Genomic DNA, 16,816 nt, shown 5'->3' with positions numbered 1-16,816 from the left:
TCGGAAGTTAATGTTCTAAACATAAATTTAATGGATAAAGGAGCTGTATTTCATGGCTAAAAAATCAAAAGTGGTACGTGAGAAGCAACGTCAGGCGATCGTGGCAAAATATGCGGACCTGCGCCGGGAATTGAAGGAGAAAGGGGATTACGAGGCATTGCAAAAATTGCCGCGAAATGCATCTCCGACCAGACTAAAGAACCGTTGCGAAGTGACAGGTCGCCCGCGGGGTTATCTACGCAAGTTCAAGGTGTCTCGAATTAAGTTCAGAGAACTGGCTCATCAAGGACAGATTCCTGGTGTAACAAAATCCAGCTGGTAAAATGATCAAGGGATGTGGCTGACCACCTTTGCATGGAGGCAGGTTGTTGTGTGCTTGGAGCTGCATGTGGTGCGTAGAACAGAGGTGGTATTTTGCTGAAAGGATGTGCATCTTCATGTTGGACTTGTTTACGTTACGAAGAATTCAGTCCGTAATGAACGGATATATTCACGAGAAGGTACCTGCGCCACTGAACGGTATCAATGGGATAAGATGCATATTGCCCGATTTTACTGGGAAGAAAATCAGTGGAAAGTGTATGCCAGAGATGAACAGAGCAGCTGGAATCCGGTAGATGTTATTACACCTTGTTCCGATTTTGAGAATGTGCTCGAGCAGGTTGAACGGGATGAGGCCGGACTGTTCTGGCGTACGTGAGGTTGACGAGGACGAAGATACAAATGAACTTATATAAAAAATGAACGAAGAAGACTCTGCATATTATATGCAGAGTCTTTTTTTGCATCAGCTTGTTCAAGGAACATATGACTATAACGAATGATTGTGCATCATTCGAAATTGCATAGGTGTTACGTTTTCCTGGGTTTTAAAACAGCGGATGAAGTAGCTTGACTGTGAAAATCCCGTTTCCAGTGTAATTTGTTTAATGGAAAGGTTGGTTGTGGCGAGCAGCTGTTTCGCATGTAGTAGCCTGGATTCCAAGAGGAATTCCGGGAAGGAGATGCCAAACGTCTGACTGAACTTGCGGCTAAAGTATGTTGTACTGTATCCGGCAATTCCGGCAGCGTGATCAAGTGTGATGTGCTCGTTACTATGGGAACGAATATAATTCCCTGCTTCACGAATTCGCTCTGAAGTGTGATTTAAAGAAACATTGATTTGACTCGCTGCGGATTGCAATCGGGTCAGAAGTTCATATAATGTTGCTGCCACACTGTGCTCGTCCTCCACCTGATAGCCTCTGCCTAGCTCCAGCAATCGATCCATGAGCGCGGTAACCACCGGAAAGTTGGAACATTGAAACAGCCAGGGCTCGTCAACGCCTTTTCCATTTAACAGTTCTTCGAGACGAATACCGTAGAAGTGAATCCAACGAATACTCCAAGGGTCATCCAAATCTGAATAGTAGGTTTGTCTGAGACCGGGACCGTAGAGGAATCCCTGCCCTCGTGTTAGCTCATAACGAGTGGTTCCCGTGTCCAGGAATCCTTTACCTTCAAGTACAAGGTGCAAATTATAGCAATGATCCAAGTTGATATCTTTCGTTCGATATTCCCGATTCACATAATGTTTCGGAAAGTCACTGTACCCTCCAATAAAATCGGGAAAGCATACATGTCTGGGGAAAACCGGCTTGGGGAGAAAGATGTGTTCTTTCACGTGCATCCTCCATTTGAACGCAATATTTTTATGTAGTGAACTGAAATAGATTCAGCCTACTGTTATTTGAATCTTGGACAATGACAATATTTTATTATAAGTCGCATAATCTTGTCATTTATTATATGTGAAGGTTCCAATAGAATGGAGGCAATATGGCAGGTTAAGGGGGCAATTAAAGGTGGCAAAATCAATCCAAATGGATGAATTAAAAATGGGGGTCTGTTATTACCCTGAGCACTGGTCGGACGCGTTGTGGGAGGACGATTTCCGTAGAATGAAAGAGATGAATATCACAGTTATTCGGATGGCTGAATTTGCATGGTCCATCTTTGAACCGGAAGAAGACCAGTTCGATTTTAGTTTTTTCCAGAAGGCACTGGATCTGGCGCATCAATACGGTTTAAGTGTTATTTTGGGAACACCTACTGCAACTCCACCAGCGTGGTTAACATCCAAATATCCTGAAGTATTAAACGCAAATAAGGACGGGGTGTTGTATCAACACGGAATGCGGCGTCATACCAACTACAGCAGCCCAATCTTCAGACAGCAATGTGAAAAAATTGTACGCAATATGGTGATTGCCTATAAAGATCATCCGTCTCTCATTGGATGGCAGATAGATAACGAATTCAATTGTCATATGGATGTTTTCTATGCTGAGGCTGACCATGTCGCCTTCCGTGAATGGCTTAAGAATCGTTATGAATCGTTGGAGAATCTGAACCAGGCTTGGGGAACCGTTTTCTGGAGTCAGACCTATACCGACTGGGAGCAAGTTCACCTTACCCGAAATATGGTCAGCCAATCGCCAAATCCTCATTTGGGATTAGATGAAAAGAGATTCATTTCAGCCAATACGATTTCATTTGCCAAGCTCCAGGTGGACATCATTCGGGAACTGGATCCGAAACATTGGATCACAACAAATGGTACGTTTGGACATTTGGATAATCATGAAATGACAGAAGAGCTGTTGGATTTCTTCTCCTATGATTCGTATCCGCAGTTTGCCACGATCTTCCCAGGGACAGACGATAACGCATTACAAGATCGGGCCTGGAGCATGAAACTGTCCAACGTACGCAATATGTCACCGAACTTCTGCGTCATGGAACAACAGTCTGGGCCAACAGTATAGGCATGGGAACTCCGAGACCGGGGCAGATCCGATTATGGTCATATCAATCTGTTCTTCACGGAACAGATCTGCTCGTCTACTTCCGCTGGCGGACAGCAACATTTGGCACCGAGATGTACTGGCATGGCATCAATGATTACCATAATCAACCCAACAGAAGAGTACGCGAGGTTGCACAAGTAGGGGAAGAGTTTGCCAAGATCGGGCGTGTTATTGCGGGCACTACATATCAAGCCGATGTTGCGATCCTACAGGATTACGATAACCTGTGGGACGGAGAGTTGGACGAATGGCACGGTCCGCTTCAGCAACAGAGTGTTCGCTCCTGGTATAAACAGCTCCAGTATCGTCATATTCCGACGGACATGGTTACACTGCAACCAACGACAACACTGGAAGAGTTATCCGAATATAAGGTGATTATCTATGCTCACCCGGCCATCATGACAGACGAGACAGCAGAACTTCTGCAAGCCTATGTCAGTCAAGGAGGCACTCTGTTTTTCGGTGCGCGCACTGGATATAAGGATCTCAGGGGGCATTGTTATATGAGACCGTTCCCTGGGGCTGTCGCTGAGTTGTGTGGTGTAACCGTAGAGGACTTTACCTTAATCAAAGGAACCGTTCCCGCAGCCGAGCTGCAATGGAATGGGACGAGTGAGCGGCTTCAGGAGGGAACGCCAACGGCCGGGTTTAACGAAGTTCTTCATGTGGAGCATCCCGACGTACAAGTCGTAGCCGAGTATACATCCGAATACTATGCAGGTAGCCCTGTTTTGACCAAACGTGAGGTAGGTCAGGGGCAGGTATGGTATTACGGAGCGGCTTACAATGAACCGGTTGTAGATGCTATTCTAGATGAAATAGGGCTATCGTCACCTGTGGATGACCTGGTTGAGGTACCGTCTGAGGTTGAACTTGGTATCCGTTCTGGTGAGGACAAAGCTTATGTATTTTTACTCAACTACTCGGATCAACAAGCGGCCATCAAGCTTAAGAAAGAAGCAAAAGAGTTACTATCGGGTACAACAATGCAGAATGAAATCAACATGTCCGCGTATGGTGTATTCATCTTTGAGATCGATTTGCCGCAATAAGGAATCCATTCATCCATATCATGCGTTATATATAGAAAGAAACACCAAAAACGCCTTGCAGCTATTGCAAGGCGTTTTGTATATGCATGATGTGATGTTTAACATACGTTTAGCATGGGCTGCCCTTTTTCTGTCATGGACTGTATTGTACATAATTATGCTTCGTACAAAATCTCACCTGTTCGGGATACATCATATCCCTCGAATGATTGCAGTTCCTGCCTGAACTCCGGCGATTGGAGAATTCGCAGTACAGATTCTGTCCAAGCTTCATTACCTTGCTTCCTCAGCATGACCAGATCATAACGTTCCTGAATGAGCGGGATAAAATCAACCTGTCCCACAAGTCGTGCAGCCTTCTCAATGCCAACTCCGACATCAGCTTCGCCTGAACTGACTTTGGCAGCCACGCCCATGTGACTGGTTTCCTCGGTTTCATATCCGATCAGACCTGCGGCAGGAATCCCATGCAGCCGAAGTTGCTCATCCAGCAATACTCTCGCGCCAGAACCTTTCTCCCGATTAGCTAGTCTCAGTTCAGGCTTGCTCAGATCGGTCCAATTCTGCAAGTTCTGTGGATTGCCACGCTGTACGTACAGTCCGGCAGGACGTGATAGCAGGTTCACCACAACATAGGACCGTCCTGTCAGAATTTTGCGAATATACGGCAGATTATACTCATCGGTATCTCCGTCGAGTAGATGGGTGCTGACCAGATCGGACTCACCGCGATACATCGAGATAAGCCCATCCAGACTTCCCATGAACGAACGTAGCGGACGAATGTCCAGGGTTTGTTTTTCCATATGGCGCATTAGAATATCCAGACTGACATCCTGACCTGTTATGACCAGATGCCGTGGTACAGTAGTCATTGCATGAGCAGAACTCGCTGGAGTAATCGCTTGCGCAGACCCAACGGGTGTAGTCAATTGTAAGGAAGTTCCCTGAAAATCACCCTGACCTGGCTGAGTCCCTGATTTCGAGGTCTGATGAGAAGTCGGGATACGTTGACCTGAGGACTGAAGTTGCTTGGAGCGACGTTTATATGCCTCCAGATCGGTTGCATCAATTCGCATCTGTTTGCCCACACGGTATGCGACGAGGTCTCCTTTTTTGATTAGGTCATAGACCGTCAGTTTCGATATTTTGAGTAGCTTGGATATTTCTTCGGTTGTGTAGGATTGCTCCTCCGTCATAAGTGAAGATCCTCCTTCAAAGGTATAGAGCAATGATGGTTTTATTATGAATGTTTCTTGTACTATATCATTAATTGAGGGATGCCATAAACCTGAGAACACGCAATAAACGCATAGGACAGATAACAAAAATCAAATGTGATCTTAATCACCTTCCCATTTTTTTTGTCTTGTGTATAATTAGATATAATCAATTATAACTAGTTATATCTAAAGATAACGTTGGGGGAGAAATGAATGAGAAAGAGAATCGGATATGTGTTGGGAAGTATGTCACTGGGACTGGCTCTTGTATTGGCTGGTTGCGGCGCAAGCACGGGCACTACGGATACATCCACAGGTGCAGAACAAACAACCTCAACGCCAGCGGCATCAGGTGAAAGTTCATCAGGAGGAAATAACGATCCGCAGGAAACGGTAGATCTGACAATCTCTGCGGCAGCAAGTCTGACCGATGCGATGAAAGAGATTGAAACCAATTATGAGTTAGCTAATCCTTATATAGAACTTAATTTTAACTTTGGGGCCTCGGGTGCCTTGCAACAGCAGATTGAACAGGGTGCCCCGGCTGATGTCTTTGTATCGGCGGCAACAAAAAATATGAATGCGCTAGTGGATGAAAACCTGATTGCATCGGGCGATCAGAAGAATCTGCTACAGAATTCACTGGTGGCCATAGTGCCAGCAGATGGGACCCACACAGTAACCAGTGAAACGGATCTCACCAGCGACTCCATCAAGACGGTAGCCATTGGGATTCCGGAAAGTGTTCCTGCGGGAACCTATGCCAAGGAAGCTCTGACCAATGCCAAGCTGTGGGATGAACTGGAAAGCAAGCTTGTGCAGGGGAAAGACGTTAGACAGGTTCTTCAATATGTAGAGACAGGTAATGCAGATGCAGGATTTGTATATAAAACGGATGCTCTTACTTCGGATCAGGTGAAAATTGCGTTTGAGGTGGACAAGAACAGCTACACACCAGCCAATTATCCAATAGGCATTATTGAAGGAACCAAACACCGTACAGAGGCCGAACAATTTTATGCGTATTTACAAACCCCTGAAGTGCTCGATATCTTCGCTAGATACGGATTCACAATTCCGAAATGAATGTGAACGCCATAGACTGGTCCGTATTCTGGTCACCGGTGCGTTTGTCACTTCAGGTAGCGTTATTATCCAGCGTAGTGGCCACTGTGCTCGGAATTGCGATAGCCTGGAAGATGTCACGTTCTTCATTTCGGGGAAAGATTCTGCTGGAAACGGCATTTATGCTGCCGCTAGTCCTTCCTCCGACGGTGGTTGGATTTCTGTTACTTGTCATACTGGGGCGTAAAAGTCTGTTTGGACAATGGATTGAAGCCATATTCTCCGCACCGGTTATTTTCACCTGGTGGGCTGCGGTGATTGCTTCGGTGGTGGTTGCTTTTCCACTCGTGTATCAGACGATGAAATCGGGATTCAGTGGTGTGGATCGTGATCTGGAGGATGCGGGTCGTTCGATTGGGGCAAATGAATGGCAGGTCTTTCGTTACATTTCCTTGCCGCTCGCAGGCAGAGCATTGATGACCGCCTTCATCCTGGGCTTTGCCCGGGCACTCGGCGAATTCGGAGCGACACTGATGATTGCAGGCAATATTCCGGGCAAAACACAAACGGTACCCACGGCAATCTATGTCGCTGTGGATTCGGGCAATCAGACCATGGCTTGGGCATGGACTGTTTCCATTATTATCATCTCATTTCTCATGTTACTGATGACCAGACAGCAGCGAGATGGAAAAAATGACTAATTTGATATGTGTTAATATTATATATAAAATGATGAAAAATCCGTTTTGAGGAAAGAACTTTTTTCCTTAACGCGGATTTTTATTACCAATTTCATATGTACCAATATCAATATCCTGCCAAATTGGTCTTAATGGAAATGTAAAGCTGTTTTAACATAAAAAAATAAAAATTTTCCCGAAATTTAATCGTTCAGTACTCGCTTTCAGTGGGCTTGTTCCTGTAAGATAGAAGTAATGGATTCCAGCCAAGTACTGAAATAAGGAGAGACGACGATGAACACTAAATCTGATTGCGGCGTTTCGTTGCAAATTGATGACTATCTGGATCTTTTGCATTTTGCCATCCAAATTCAGGATCAGGAATGGCAACAATCCCTTATCCGCCAACTCAAAATATTTCAGACGGCGACGGAGCAACAACGCACACCCGAAGAGGAACTATGGACACGGTTTGATTACATCAACAGCAAACTGACAGGTCTGTGCCACCAGATTCATGCCGCTCATTCCATGGACGAACGCAAGAAGTTCGAGGAACGGATCGGTCTCTTACAATTACAGCGAGTGGAAGTTGCACGTAAAATTAAATGGGCGAGTCGCAGATAGATGAGTAGTGTACACACCAAGTGATGCACCGCCAAAATGGTATAATCAGTGAGAGTCATACAAGAAGAAGCCATCCGCCAATCGATATGGGGGATGGCTTTTTCTTGTACTATAGAGAAGTCCTATAACCATATCAGGATGTCCTATTAGTTTAGTTATTGCCCTAAGATGACTTGTAATGATATTCTTTGTTCAACCTAATTCCGACTATACAAGTAAGAATGGTTTGTTAATAGGAAGAGGAATGGGAGTACACATCATATTTGCTGTGATAACAGCCTGTGGAGGAGATTGGGAATGGTTAAAAAACGGGGGATTCAAAAATTCCGGACAGCACTGCTGTTCATTACAATGCTGGCGGTACTGGCTGGATGCAGCACAGGAACTGCAAGCAATGATTCAGAATCTGCTTCGGCAGCAGGCGACACCAAAGTGAAAAAGATCATTGTAGGAACAGGTACACAGTTCCCAAATGTCTGCTTCATTGATGAGAATGGCAAGTTAACAGGTTATGATGTGGAACTGATCCGGGAGATCGACAAACGTTTGCCTGAGTACGAATTCGAATTCAGCACCATGGATTTCAAAAACCTGCTGCTGAGTCTGGAAACAAAAAAAATTGACCTGATCGCTCACCAGATGGAAGTGAATGATGAGAGACAGGCCAAGTTCCTGTTTAATGATGAAGCCTATAATATTTTTCCAAATAAAATTGTCGTAAGTCAGAAAAATGAGGAAGTAAAATCGATTGAGGATCTCAAAGGGAAAAAACTGATTGTTGGTGCCACAAGTAATGCGGCTGTACTCGCTGAGAAATGGAATGCAGCGAACGGCAACGGGATTGATATCGTTTATTCCGGAGCGGGTGAGGATACCATTACTCAGATTAAAACAGGCCGGGTGGATGCCACCATCAGCACGCAGTTTGCCATTGATTATCAGAATAAGGCGGTTGATGCTCAGTTGAAAACGGTAGGAGATGCCCTCTCCAACTCCAAAGTGTACTTTATTCTGAACAAAGATGAGCAGGAGCTCAAAACCAAAGTGGACGAAGCGCTCAAAGCGATCAAAGAAGATGGAACGTTAGGCAAACTGAGCACTGAGTGGCTTGGAGCTGACTATACGGTTGAAGAGTAGTCTGAGAAAGGTGTGCAGCGGTAATGGGAAAATCATTTGATCTGTCATTGGTTCTGGATTTCATCCCGGAACTGCTACGATATTTGCATATAACACTGATTGTACTGGGTGGTTCCATCGTGCTCGGACTGGTGGGCGGCGTGCTTCTGGCCGTTCCCCGGCTGTATCGGATTCCGGTACTAAGCCAGTTGGCCACCCTGTACGTCTCATTCATGCGGGGCACACCGATCCTGATCAAATTGTTCCTGGTGTATTACGGACTTCCCGAGTTGCTCAAACCCATTGGCATCGACCTGTCGAGAACCGACCCGTTGTTATTTGTCATCGTGACCTATGCGCTTAGTGACGCGGCATCCTTTGCCGAGATCTTTCGCGGAGCGGTGCGCAGTGTGGATAAAGGTCAGACGGAAGCAGCCTATGCTGCGGGTATGACCACATTCCAGTCTTTTCGGCGGATTGTTGTTCCGCAGGCACTGATTGTTGCTTTTCCGAACATGGCCAACACGTTAATCGGTTCATTAAAGGATACGTCTTTGGCCTTCTCCATTGGTGTCATGGATATGGTGGGCAGAGGGCAGACGTTAATTTCGGCTACATCGCATGCACTTGAAGTGTATATCAGTCTGTCTGTGGTCTATTATGTCATTGTTATTGTGCTTGAAAAAGGATTTGCCTTTGCAGAACGCAGACTCCAGCGTCATGAACGCAAGAGAGTTGTACACAAACCGGCAATTCGAGCCAAACGCCTGAAAGAGGTTGTTCAAAAAGTCCGCTTTTGATTACGAATCATGCCTGGCGGCATCTTCTCGGTACTGAAAACCAGACTTTTTGAACTCTCACTGAAACGAATAGCGGGGTGAGCATATGTCGATTGATCTCCAGTTTATCTATACATCTTTTTTTCAAATCCTGAAGGCATTGCCACTGACACTTGTCATTACGATTGTTCCGTTGATTGCAGGCTTCGGAATCGGTCTGGCTACAGCTCTGATCCGTATCTATCGCGTGCGGTGGATTCACCGCATTGCTGACTTCTACGTTTCATTCCTGCGTGGAACACCGATGCTGATGCATCTATTCCTCATCTATTACGGTATTCCGATGATTATCGATAAGCTGGCGGAACGTTACGGTTGGGCTTTCCAATCCTCGTCGATTCCAATTCTCGTATTTGTACTGATTGCTTTCTCACTCACTGCGGGCGCCTATATGTCCGAGATTATCCGTTCAGGCATTCTTGCTGTGGATATCGGCCAGATGGAGGCGGCTCACGCTGTAGGCATGAGCACATTCCAGGCTTTAAGGCGCATCATCATCCCTCAAGCGATCGGGGCGGTATTGCCTAACCTGTGCAGTATGTTTGTTGGGTTCCTGCATGGATCAACACTCGCTTTTACCGTGTCTCAGATGGACATCCTCGGTAAAGCGGATGTGGTGGCATCCGTCAGTCTGAAGTTTCTGGAGGCCTTTATCGCCGCAGCATTTATCTACTGGGGGCTAACCATCATTGCCGAGCGGATCACTGCTCTGCTTGAGCGTCGGGTTGCCGTGTACAGCAAAGGAGGCGTGTCATGATTACACTAACAAACATACACAAAACTTTTGGCAAGCAGGAAGTATTGAAGGGAATTGATCTGACCGTGGAACAGGGCGATGTCGTAGCGATCCTTGGACCGAGTGGATCAGGCAAAACAACGCTGCTGCGCTGTGTCAATTTTCTGGAACGTGCCGATGAGGGCGAGGTCCAGATCAGTGGATTAACCGTCGATTGCAAGCATGCACGCAAACATGACATTGTGCAGTTGAGACGAAAAACGGCGATGGTGTTCCAGCATTATAATCTGTTCAAACACAAGACGGTGCTGGATAACGTCACGGAAGGTTTAATTATTGCCCAGAAAATGTCCAAAGCCGATGCCCGCACGCGTGCCTTGCGCGTGCTTGAACAAGTCGGACTGTCTGCCAAAATCAATGAGTATCCAAGTATGTTGTCAGGTGGACAACAGCAACGGGTGGGCATCGCCAGAGCATTGGCACTGAATCCCGAAGTGATTTTGTTTGATGAACCGACCTCGGCGCTGGACCCCGAGCTGGTGGGTGAAGTGTTGTCTGTCATCCGCTCCATTGCTCAAGAGGGGATTACCATGATTGTAGTCACCCATGAAATGGGGTTTGCCCGTGAGGTGGCAAATCGGGTTGTTTTCATGGATGGAGGTTCCGTTGTGGAGGAAGGAACCCCGGAAGAGGTGTTTGTACGTCCCAAGCAGGAACGTACTCGCCAATTCCTCAGTCGATATTCTTCCGACTGGAGTTATGTCATCTGACGATATAGGCGCAAGCTGTAGTAACTGACGATCCCGGCCCGGCATATGCTGTAACAGGCAAATGCTGATAGGCCGGGTTTTTCTATGGGTGAAGCAGGCCGTGACGGTAAGGAGGAGGACCATGCAGAGCAAAATCGATGAAATCATCACACATATTGCACACTCTCACCAGCAGATCGCACGTGTGCTGGATGCCAAACGCCAAGTCGCTGTACGCATGTCTGAAATCATCAATCATTTGCCAGATATCGAACCGGAGTTGGATGGCGTTGACGGTCTGCTGGATAGCTCTGGGCAAATCAACAAAAGCATTATCTCTTACTTGGGGGGCCTTGCAGATCTGGAAGAGGCTGTAGCCGAAACGCTGACCCAAGTCATGCGGGAGATCGCGGTTCAAGAAGAAGAATAAGCCCGGAAGGCGGGTGAAGGAACATGAGTAGAGAACAGAGCCTCATTCTGATGCTGGACGCAGCAGCCAAAATGCAGTGGAATATTGCCCTGATCCTGGAGGCAAAAGCGATTGAGGCCGAGAAGGTACGGAACTGGACGCTGAATCATTTGAATGGGGATACCTTTCTGACGCATGGGGATCAGGTAGGCGAGCCGCTTAAAATGCATGATCAGCTGGTGGAATTGCTGGAAGGATTAACCCGGATGGAGACCGGACTGTGCAACAATCTCAAAGCGGTGATGGTGCAGAACGATAGCGAAGATGGCGGCGGTATGGACGGTGGCATGTTTGGCGGCATGGATCTGGGAGACATGGGAAAATGAGTCTGATGCGGCGTGAGCAGGAAGCCAAACTGGCGCTCATTGAATCCATTGCACACAGTCAGCAGGCGCTGGCACGCATTCTGGACAGTGTAGCCAGTGTAACCGCTCATTCGGAAGTATCCGCCCGCAGTCTGGCCGAAAACATTCGTTTGCTGAGTCGCTATCAGGCAGAAATGTCTCGTATGGTTACGGGAATCAGGCTGGCCCGAATCCAGCATGGGGAGCCTGGCTTGCCGTGGCTCAAAGACCCCGGGTGTGCAATTCGTATCGTTCGGGACATACAGGAGGAATGTTGACATGTTAAAGAAAAAGAAAATACGACTGAGAACCAAAAGAGCTTTGTTAATCCGTGGAGCCCGTCTGCGCAAAATTCGCAAACTGCGTGCGCTCAGAGCCAAACGTGTTCTTCACAAACGTCCACTTAAAGGACGCAGTGCGTGGCTCAAAAAAAAGAAACGTGCGGTACGGCGGCACCGGAGTCCAAAGCCCGTACAACCAGTCGTCCCGGCTACCCCTACCGATCCGAACCCGGACGGTGCGTACAGCCAGGGATACAACGAGGCGTACAACGAGGGATTCAACGCGGGTTTCGCCAAGGGATTCGAGGACGGACATCAGCTGGCTTACAAAGCACAGTAACCGGGTAGACCGGATTATTCCTGCATGGAATGATACCTGTATAACAGTGCCAGTTCAAAAAGACCGGTTTTCAGTACCGAGAAGATGGGATGAAGCTAGAAATGGAGTAGCGGAGCGTAGGGAAGACTACGTGAGCAACGGACATTTCGGCTGAATTTCATATTCGATGCTGGTGATGCCTATAGGCATCCTTCGTAATCAAAAGCGGACTTTTTGAACATCCTCTAACAAATGATGATAGCCCGGGGGGACAGATCCTCCGGGTTATTTGCATCGCCGCAAAAGCGGACATGCCCGTACAGGCGGATGTGGAGGGCATGCGCCAATTTTGCGCCTTGCAGGACACCCGTCCATGATGCATCTGACCCCGAGGCATATCCTTTAGAGGGAAGACCAATCTCGGGGAGAGTCTGGAAGTGAGATCTCCTGAAGGAAGACAGGGTGAATAATGTGGCAAAACGAAGGCACCGTCCGCTGACCGAAGCGGAAACGGCTTACCGCGGCGGATATGCAGAAGGCCGCAGATTTGGCGGCTGTCAAGCCATGATGGAGCGGGTGCAGATGTTTGAACCGACCCTGCGGGACATGAAGGTGTTATATATCCCGCAAGGATTCGATGCCATCGATGAAGGTGTCACCTTGGCTCTGCAGCAATCTGTACGTGAATGCGTTGTTGGATCGCCAGCAACGATGTTGCAGGAAGCCAGTCAGCATCGGCCCGATGTTGTGCTCGTCATGAATGGTCTGCATGTATTTCCCGCAGATCATGTAGAGCAGGTGAATGGCATACGTGCACTCGGTATCCGAACTGCCGTGTGGTTTGTGGATGATCCGTATTTCACCGAAGATACAACGTCCCTTTGCCAGCACTATGATGTCGTCTTCACGCATGAAGAGGCCGCCGTACCCTTCTATCTGGGACATGGAGCGAACCAGGTTATCTATATGCCACTCGCGGTGAATCCAGGCATGTTTCAACCGCGGCGCGCCGCACCGCAGCATCAGCACGACATTTGTTTTATCGGTACCGGATTCTGGAACCGGATTGCCTTGTTTGATGAGCTGGCCCCTTTTCTAGCGGACAAAAAGGTATTCATTGCGGGTAGCCAGTGGAATCGGTTGACACGCTATGATGTACTAGGCCGTTTCATCCACGAAGGATGGATTGCTCCTGGAGAGACAGTAGATTATTACAATGGCGCCAAGATTGTCATTAACATTCACCGGACTTGCGAGAATGGGGAAGACAATCGCAATACACATCATCTTAAGGGTCACTCGATTAATCCACGCACGTATGAGATCAGCGCCTGCGGCACAATGCAGATTACGGATGCACGTGCAGATTTACCCCGTTATTATAAGCCGGGATATGACATCGAGACGTTCACCAACGCAGCAGAACTTCAGCGCAAGATCCACTATTATCTGAAGCATGAAGAAGAACGACAGGCGATGGCGTGGCGTGGACTTCTCACCACGATGAACCAGCATACATTCACTCGCCGGATCGGTCAGTTGCTGGAACATTTGTAATCCCCGTCTGAAGTGCAACATCAACAAGAATCCTATCCCAAAAAATAAAGGAGTGGCGGTATGTCTCTCAAACACCGTAAAACCAAAAAGGTTCATGCACCCGTACTGAGCCTGGCTGATCAAGCACGCAAAAATGGGCAACATGCCGGATATGACGCAGGTAAGGAAGAAGGATATCTGCGCGGTCGCGCCAACTATATTGTGAATTGTGCACAGGAACCGTTGCCTTTCCGACAGCTTCACGTGCTGTATGTATCCTCGGGTAAAGGCTTCCCTTACTCCCCGTTGGATGAGGCCATTATGGCCACGCTACAGGGTATGGTAGCTCAAGTAACCCTCTCTGATCCGCGTCAACCGATTTCTGAAATTGCGATGCAGACGCGTCCTGATCTTGTGCTTGTGCTGGATGGAATGGATATCCCCATCGAGCATATCGATGCGATTCGCCAAGCGGGCATTCAGACGGCGATCTGGCTCACGGATGACCCGTACTATACAGATATGACGCTGGATATTGTGACACATTTTGACCATGTCTTCACGTTGGAACTGAACTGTATCGATCTATATCGACAAATCGGCTGCGCGTCCGTTCACTACCTCCCTTTTGCCGCATTTACTAATCATTACTTTCCGATTACAACTCCTTCCCCGTTAAAACGGGATGTCAGCTTTATCGGCTCGGCCTACTGGAACCGGGTATACTTCTTCAATCCGATCATGCCTCAGTTGATGTCACACAATACGGTATTTAACGGAATCTGGTGGGACCGTCTGCCTGACTATACTGCCTATGGCGAGAAGATTGAGCTCGGGCGCTGGATGAGTCCGCCGGAGACCAATGATGTGTACAATGGCACCAAAATTGTCATCAACCTGCATCGATCCCACGAAGATGATTCCGTCAATAATAATCACCTCAAAATCGCGCCAGCTTCACCTAACCCGAGAACGTTTGAAATTGCCGCGTCCACGACGCTACAGCTGACCGACGCCCGGGATGACATTGCGCGTTTCTACAAACCGGGTGTGGAGATTGAGACATATTCCTCGCCGCAGGAGTTACTCGACAAAGTGGAATATTATCTTACTCATGAAAAGGAACGCCGTGAGATTGCACTTCGTGGACTTGAACGTACACTGAAAGACCACACGTATGGCAAAAGAATTAATGAAATGTTAACCATCATATTCCCTTAATTCTGGCCGGGAGGAGGTGTGCACAGTACCCTGTATCGGATAATCGTGTACAGGGTCCGTGCGGCCATGGCAACGAAACCAAAGCTGATGTTATTTTCACATGTGTGTAATACTCGCAGCATTACAGGTGCCGAGAAGCTGCTGCTTCATTTTATGAGAGAGATCGGTACGATCTTTGAATGTGTGCTCGTAGCCCCTCAGGAGGGGAAGCTTGCGGGCCTTGCGCGAAGATTCGGCATTCAGGTCAAAATATGCACTCTGCCGATGCTTCACGGTGTGTACACACCTTACCTGGGCATTGCAGATGATGCGGAGCATCTTCGTCATACACCAGCGTATCAGGAAGCAGTCTCCCTAATACGGGAGACTGCTCCCGATATGGTGTTAACGAACACCTGCGTTAATGTGATGCCGGCTGTAGCGGCAAAGTCCCTTCAGATTCCGGTCATCTGGAAGATTACCGAGATCATTCATACGAATGAACATACAAACGAGGCAATCCAGATGATTGGGCGTTACGCGGATTGGATTATCGGTATATCCGAGACAGCGGTAGCCCCATTCCACGAAGCCGGCATAGGTGACAAAGTGACCATTATCTCCCCAACTTGGGAACCCGCGCTACCAGCACCGGACCGCTGGGTTCATCTGCGCGAACGCAAGCGTAAGGAGCTCGGTTTCAAATCATCGCAGACCTGTATCGGTTATATTTCTTCATTTATATATGATGCCAAAGGGTTGAAACCTTTTGTGGATATGGCCTTGAGGATCTGTGAAACACATTCGCGTTGTCGCTTCTGGATCATCGGGGCACCATCGGATAAAAAGTATTACGACGAGTGTGTATCACGGGTGAAAAAATCCGGGTATTCACGCCGGTTTACCTTCACTACGTTTGAAGAGAACGTATCTCTGGCATATACCGCGATGGATATCCTGGTCATCCCAAGCATGGTCAAAGAAGGATTTGGCATGACCGCACTGGAGGGTCTCTATTTTGCCAAACCGGTCATCGCTTTTGCTCAGGGTGGACTGAAGGAATTAATGGAATCCGTAGGCAGTGATGCATTTCTGGCCCCACCGGGTGATACCGAAGCGCTTGTCACCTTGGCAACAACCTTGCTGAATGATGCAGAGCTGGCCTCGAATACGGGGTGGAGTAATCGGACAGAAGCGGAAAGGCTCTACGGCGTTGAAACCTACCGAACGAAACTGCATACGATGGTGACACAGTGGTTATTGCGTTTTCCCGGATGGTTTGCTTATATCCAACCTCCGAATGGACCTGTGTATACCCATGGGGAGGGAGGACTACGCACTGTACTGGTTCTGGAGCCAACTACGGTTCGGGCACTGTTATTCCCACTGACCGTCATACAGGCGTTGCCACAATCCTCATTACCTCCAATCGCATTGGGTCACGATGCTCCTGTTGCCTCAGGTACTGTCCCGGCTGCAAAGCCGATTCAACAGAGGGGCAAAACGCGGAAACGTCGTCGCAAGCCACTTGCACCTCATTCTCGCCGAGACCGTGAGGGGCTGAAACGTACTTCCGGAACTGGCAGACGTAAGGGGAGAACCCGTACAACGAAGGGACCGCGTCCACATATGGGGAAATCGGCTAGTCGCAGACGCAAATCTGCCAAGGCAGGACGTAGCCGAGCAGGGCGCAAGGGTTCCAATACAAGATGAAGGCAGGGATTA

At 48.0% G+C, this 16,816-nt stretch carries 18 protein-coding genes and 1 pseudogene; 17 read left to right on the top strand and 2 right to left on the bottom strand.

The annotated features are described in order from the left end of the window. The first annotated feature begins 52 nt into the window (after nucleotides 1-52). Both rpsN and MHI48_RS24685 read left to right on the top strand, forming a co-directional pair. A complete protein-coding gene (gene rpsN / locus MHI48_RS24690) occupies nucleotides 53-322 on the top strand; it encodes a 30S ribosomal protein S14 (protein ID WP_036605831.1) in 270 nt (89 codons plus the stop codon). 213 nt (nucleotides 323-535) lie between these two features. Beyond that, nucleotides 536-700, top strand: a complete 165-nt coding sequence (locus MHI48_RS24685; protein ID WP_340964206.1) for a DUF3024 domain-containing protein — start codon at nucleotides 536-538, stop codon at nucleotides 698-700. Nucleotides 701-811: 111 nt separating this feature from the next. Here MHI48_RS24685 and MHI48_RS24680 read toward each other — a convergent pair whose 3' ends face one another. Then, nucleotides 812-1,669, bottom strand: a complete 858-nt coding sequence (locus MHI48_RS24680) for an AraC family transcriptional regulator (RefSeq protein WP_076319765.1) — start codon at nucleotides 1,667-1,669, stop codon at nucleotides 812-814. A 175-nt stretch (nucleotides 1,670-1,844) separates the two neighbouring features. Between MHI48_RS24680 and MHI48_RS24675 the strand changes: the two are divergent. After that, nucleotides 1,845-3,904: pseudogene (locus MHI48_RS24675) on the top strand (beta-galactosidase). Nucleotides 3,905-4,059: 155 nt separating this feature from the next. Here the strand turns inward: MHI48_RS24675 and MHI48_RS24670 are convergent. Further along, nucleotides 4,060-5,103, bottom strand: a complete 1,044-nt coding sequence (locus MHI48_RS24670; protein ID WP_076329037.1) for a helix-turn-helix transcriptional regulator — start codon at nucleotides 5,101-5,103, stop codon at nucleotides 4,060-4,062. Nucleotides 5,104-5,340: 237 nt separating this feature from the next. Between MHI48_RS24670 and modA the strand changes: the two genes are divergently transcribed. The 14 genes from modA to MHI48_RS24600 all read left to right on the top strand — a co-directional run bounded on the left by modA (nucleotide 5,341) and on the right by MHI48_RS24600 (nucleotide 16,804). Beyond that, the gene (gene modA, locus MHI48_RS24665) at nucleotides 5,341-6,213 is read left to right on the top strand and encodes a molybdate ABC transporter substrate-binding protein (RefSeq protein ID WP_076329038.1); all 873 of its coding nucleotides are present in this window, start codon (nucleotides 5,341-5,343) and stop codon (nucleotides 6,211-6,213) included. Continuing rightward, nucleotides 6,210-6,896 carry a molybdate ABC transporter permease subunit gene (gene modB / locus MHI48_RS24660; protein ID WP_083669918.1) on the top strand — a complete coding sequence of 229 codons (687 nt, stop codon included), beginning with the start codon at nucleotides 6,210-6,212 and terminating at the stop codon, nucleotides 6,894-6,896. The genes modA and modB overlap by 4 nt, the downstream gene beginning before the upstream one ends. Nucleotides 6,897-7,169: 273 nt before the next feature. After that, entirely contained in the window at nucleotides 7,170-7,502 is a 333-nt protein-coding gene (locus tag MHI48_RS24655; protein WP_017692504.1) for a hypothetical protein, read from the top strand. A gap of 315 nt (nucleotides 7,503-7,817) precedes the next feature. Continuing rightward, complete coding sequence (locus MHI48_RS24650) at nucleotides 7,818-8,639, top strand: transporter substrate-binding domain-containing protein (RefSeq protein WP_036673581.1); 822 nt, start codon at nucleotides 7,818-7,820, stop codon at nucleotides 8,637-8,639. Nucleotides 8,640-8,662: 23 nt separating this feature from the next. Beyond that, complete coding sequence (locus MHI48_RS24645; protein ID WP_036605839.1) at nucleotides 8,663-9,418, top strand: amino acid ABC transporter permease; 756 nt, start codon at nucleotides 8,663-8,665, stop codon at nucleotides 9,416-9,418. Between the two features lie 85 nt (nucleotides 9,419-9,503). Further along, complete coding sequence (locus tag MHI48_RS24640; protein WP_036673453.1) at nucleotides 9,504-10,214, top strand: amino acid ABC transporter permease; 711 nt, start codon at nucleotides 9,504-9,506, stop codon at nucleotides 10,212-10,214. After that, the gene (locus tag MHI48_RS24635) at nucleotides 10,211-10,963 is read left to right on the top strand and encodes an amino acid ABC transporter ATP-binding protein (RefSeq protein ID WP_017692508.1); all 753 of its coding nucleotides are present in this window, start codon (nucleotides 10,211-10,213) and stop codon (nucleotides 10,961-10,963) included. Before MHI48_RS24640 ends, MHI48_RS24635 begins: the two co-directional genes overlap by 4 nt. Before the next feature lie 121 nt (nucleotides 10,964-11,084). After that, nucleotides 11,085-11,372 (top strand): hypothetical protein, encoded by a 288-nt coding sequence (locus MHI48_RS24630; protein WP_017692509.1) that lies wholly within the window; start codon nucleotides 11,085-11,087, stop codon nucleotides 11,370-11,372. 23 nt (nucleotides 11,373-11,395) lie between these two features. Then, complete coding sequence (locus MHI48_RS24625) at nucleotides 11,396-11,737, top strand: hypothetical protein (protein WP_017692510.1); 342 nt, start codon at nucleotides 11,396-11,398, stop codon at nucleotides 11,735-11,737. Next, entirely contained in the window at nucleotides 11,734-12,033 is a 300-nt protein-coding gene (locus tag MHI48_RS24620) for a hypothetical protein (protein WP_017692511.1), read from the top strand. The genes MHI48_RS24625 and MHI48_RS24620 overlap by 4 nt, the downstream gene beginning before the upstream one ends. Before the next feature lies 1 nt (nucleotide 12,034). Next, nucleotides 12,035-12,376, top strand: coding sequence for a hypothetical protein (locus tag MHI48_RS24615; protein WP_051446920.1), 342 nt, complete (start codon nucleotides 12,035-12,037; stop codon nucleotides 12,374-12,376). Nucleotides 12,377-12,817: 441 nt separating this feature from the next. Further along, nucleotides 12,818-13,912, top strand: a complete 1,095-nt coding sequence (locus MHI48_RS24610) for a glycosyltransferase (RefSeq protein ID WP_083677493.1) — start codon at nucleotides 12,818-12,820, stop codon at nucleotides 13,910-13,912. Nucleotides 13,913-13,972: 60 nt separating this feature from the next. Further along, complete coding sequence (locus MHI48_RS24605; RefSeq protein WP_076329039.1) at nucleotides 13,973-15,112, top strand: glycosyltransferase; 1,140 nt, start codon at nucleotides 13,973-13,975, stop codon at nucleotides 15,110-15,112. Nucleotides 15,113-15,178: 66 nt separating this feature from the next. Further along, entirely contained in the window at nucleotides 15,179-16,804 is a 1,626-nt protein-coding gene (locus MHI48_RS24600) for a glycosyltransferase family 4 protein (protein ID WP_143781472.1), read from the top strand. Nucleotides 16,805-16,816: the final 12 nt, after the last annotated feature.

Origin of the sequence: Paenibacillus sp. FSL H7-0942 (assembly GCF_045040715.1) — a bacterium.
GTDB classification, from domain to species: domain Bacteria; phylum Bacillota; class Bacilli; order Paenibacillales; family Paenibacillaceae; genus Paenibacillus; species Paenibacillus amylolyticus.
Note: the sequence above shows the minus strand (reverse complement) of the source record. Positions and strands in the feature narration are given on the sequence as shown.

Coding starts and splice junctions, on each gene's coding strand:
- MHI48_RS24615 (WP_051446920.1), top strand. CDS start 12,035: ATGTTAAAGAAAAAGAAAATACGACTGAGAACCAAAAGAGCTTTGTTA.
- MHI48_RS24620 (WP_017692511.1), top strand. CDS start 11,734: ATGAGTCTGATGCGGCGTGAGCAGGAAGCCAAACTGGCGCTCATTGAA.
- MHI48_RS24630 (WP_017692509.1), top strand. CDS start 11,085: ATGCAGAGCAAAATCGATGAAATCATCACACATATTGCACACTCTCAC.
- MHI48_RS24670 (WP_076329037.1), bottom strand. CDS start 5,103: ATGACGGAGGAGCAATCCTACACAACCGAAGAAATATCCAAGCTACTC.
- MHI48_RS24655 (WP_017692504.1), top strand. CDS start 7,170: ATGAACACTAAATCTGATTGCGGCGTTTCGTTGCAAATTGATGACTAT.
- MHI48_RS24685 (WP_340964206.1), top strand. CDS start 536: ATGCATATTGCCCGATTTTACTGGGAAGAAAATCAGTGGAAAGTGTAT.
- MHI48_RS24625 (WP_017692510.1), top strand. CDS start 11,396: ATGAGTAGAGAACAGAGCCTCATTCTGATGCTGGACGCAGCAGCCAAA.
- modB (WP_083669918.1), top strand. CDS start 6,210: ATGAATGTGAACGCCATAGACTGGTCCGTATTCTGGTCACCGGTGCGT.
- modA (WP_076329038.1), top strand. CDS start 5,341: ATGAGAAAGAGAATCGGATATGTGTTGGGAAGTATGTCACTGGGACTG.
- MHI48_RS24635 (WP_017692508.1), top strand. CDS start 10,211: ATGATTACACTAACAAACATACACAAAACTTTTGGCAAGCAGGAAGTA.
- MHI48_RS24605 (WP_076329039.1), top strand. CDS start 13,973: ATGTCTCTCAAACACCGTAAAACCAAAAAGGTTCATGCACCCGTACTG.
- MHI48_RS24645 (WP_036605839.1), top strand. CDS start 8,663: ATGGGAAAATCATTTGATCTGTCATTGGTTCTGGATTTCATCCCGGAA.
- MHI48_RS24680 (WP_076319765.1), bottom strand. CDS start 1,669: ATGCACGTGAAAGAACACATCTTTCTCCCCAAGCCGGTTTTCCCCAGA.
- MHI48_RS24640 (WP_036673453.1), top strand. CDS start 9,504: ATGTCGATTGATCTCCAGTTTATCTATACATCTTTTTTTCAAATCCTG.
- rpsN (WP_036605831.1), top strand. CDS start 53: ATGGCTAAAAAATCAAAAGTGGTACGTGAGAAGCAACGTCAGGCGATC.
- MHI48_RS24600 (WP_143781472.1), top strand. CDS start 15,179: ATGGCAACGAAACCAAAGCTGATGTTATTTTCACATGTGTGTAATACT.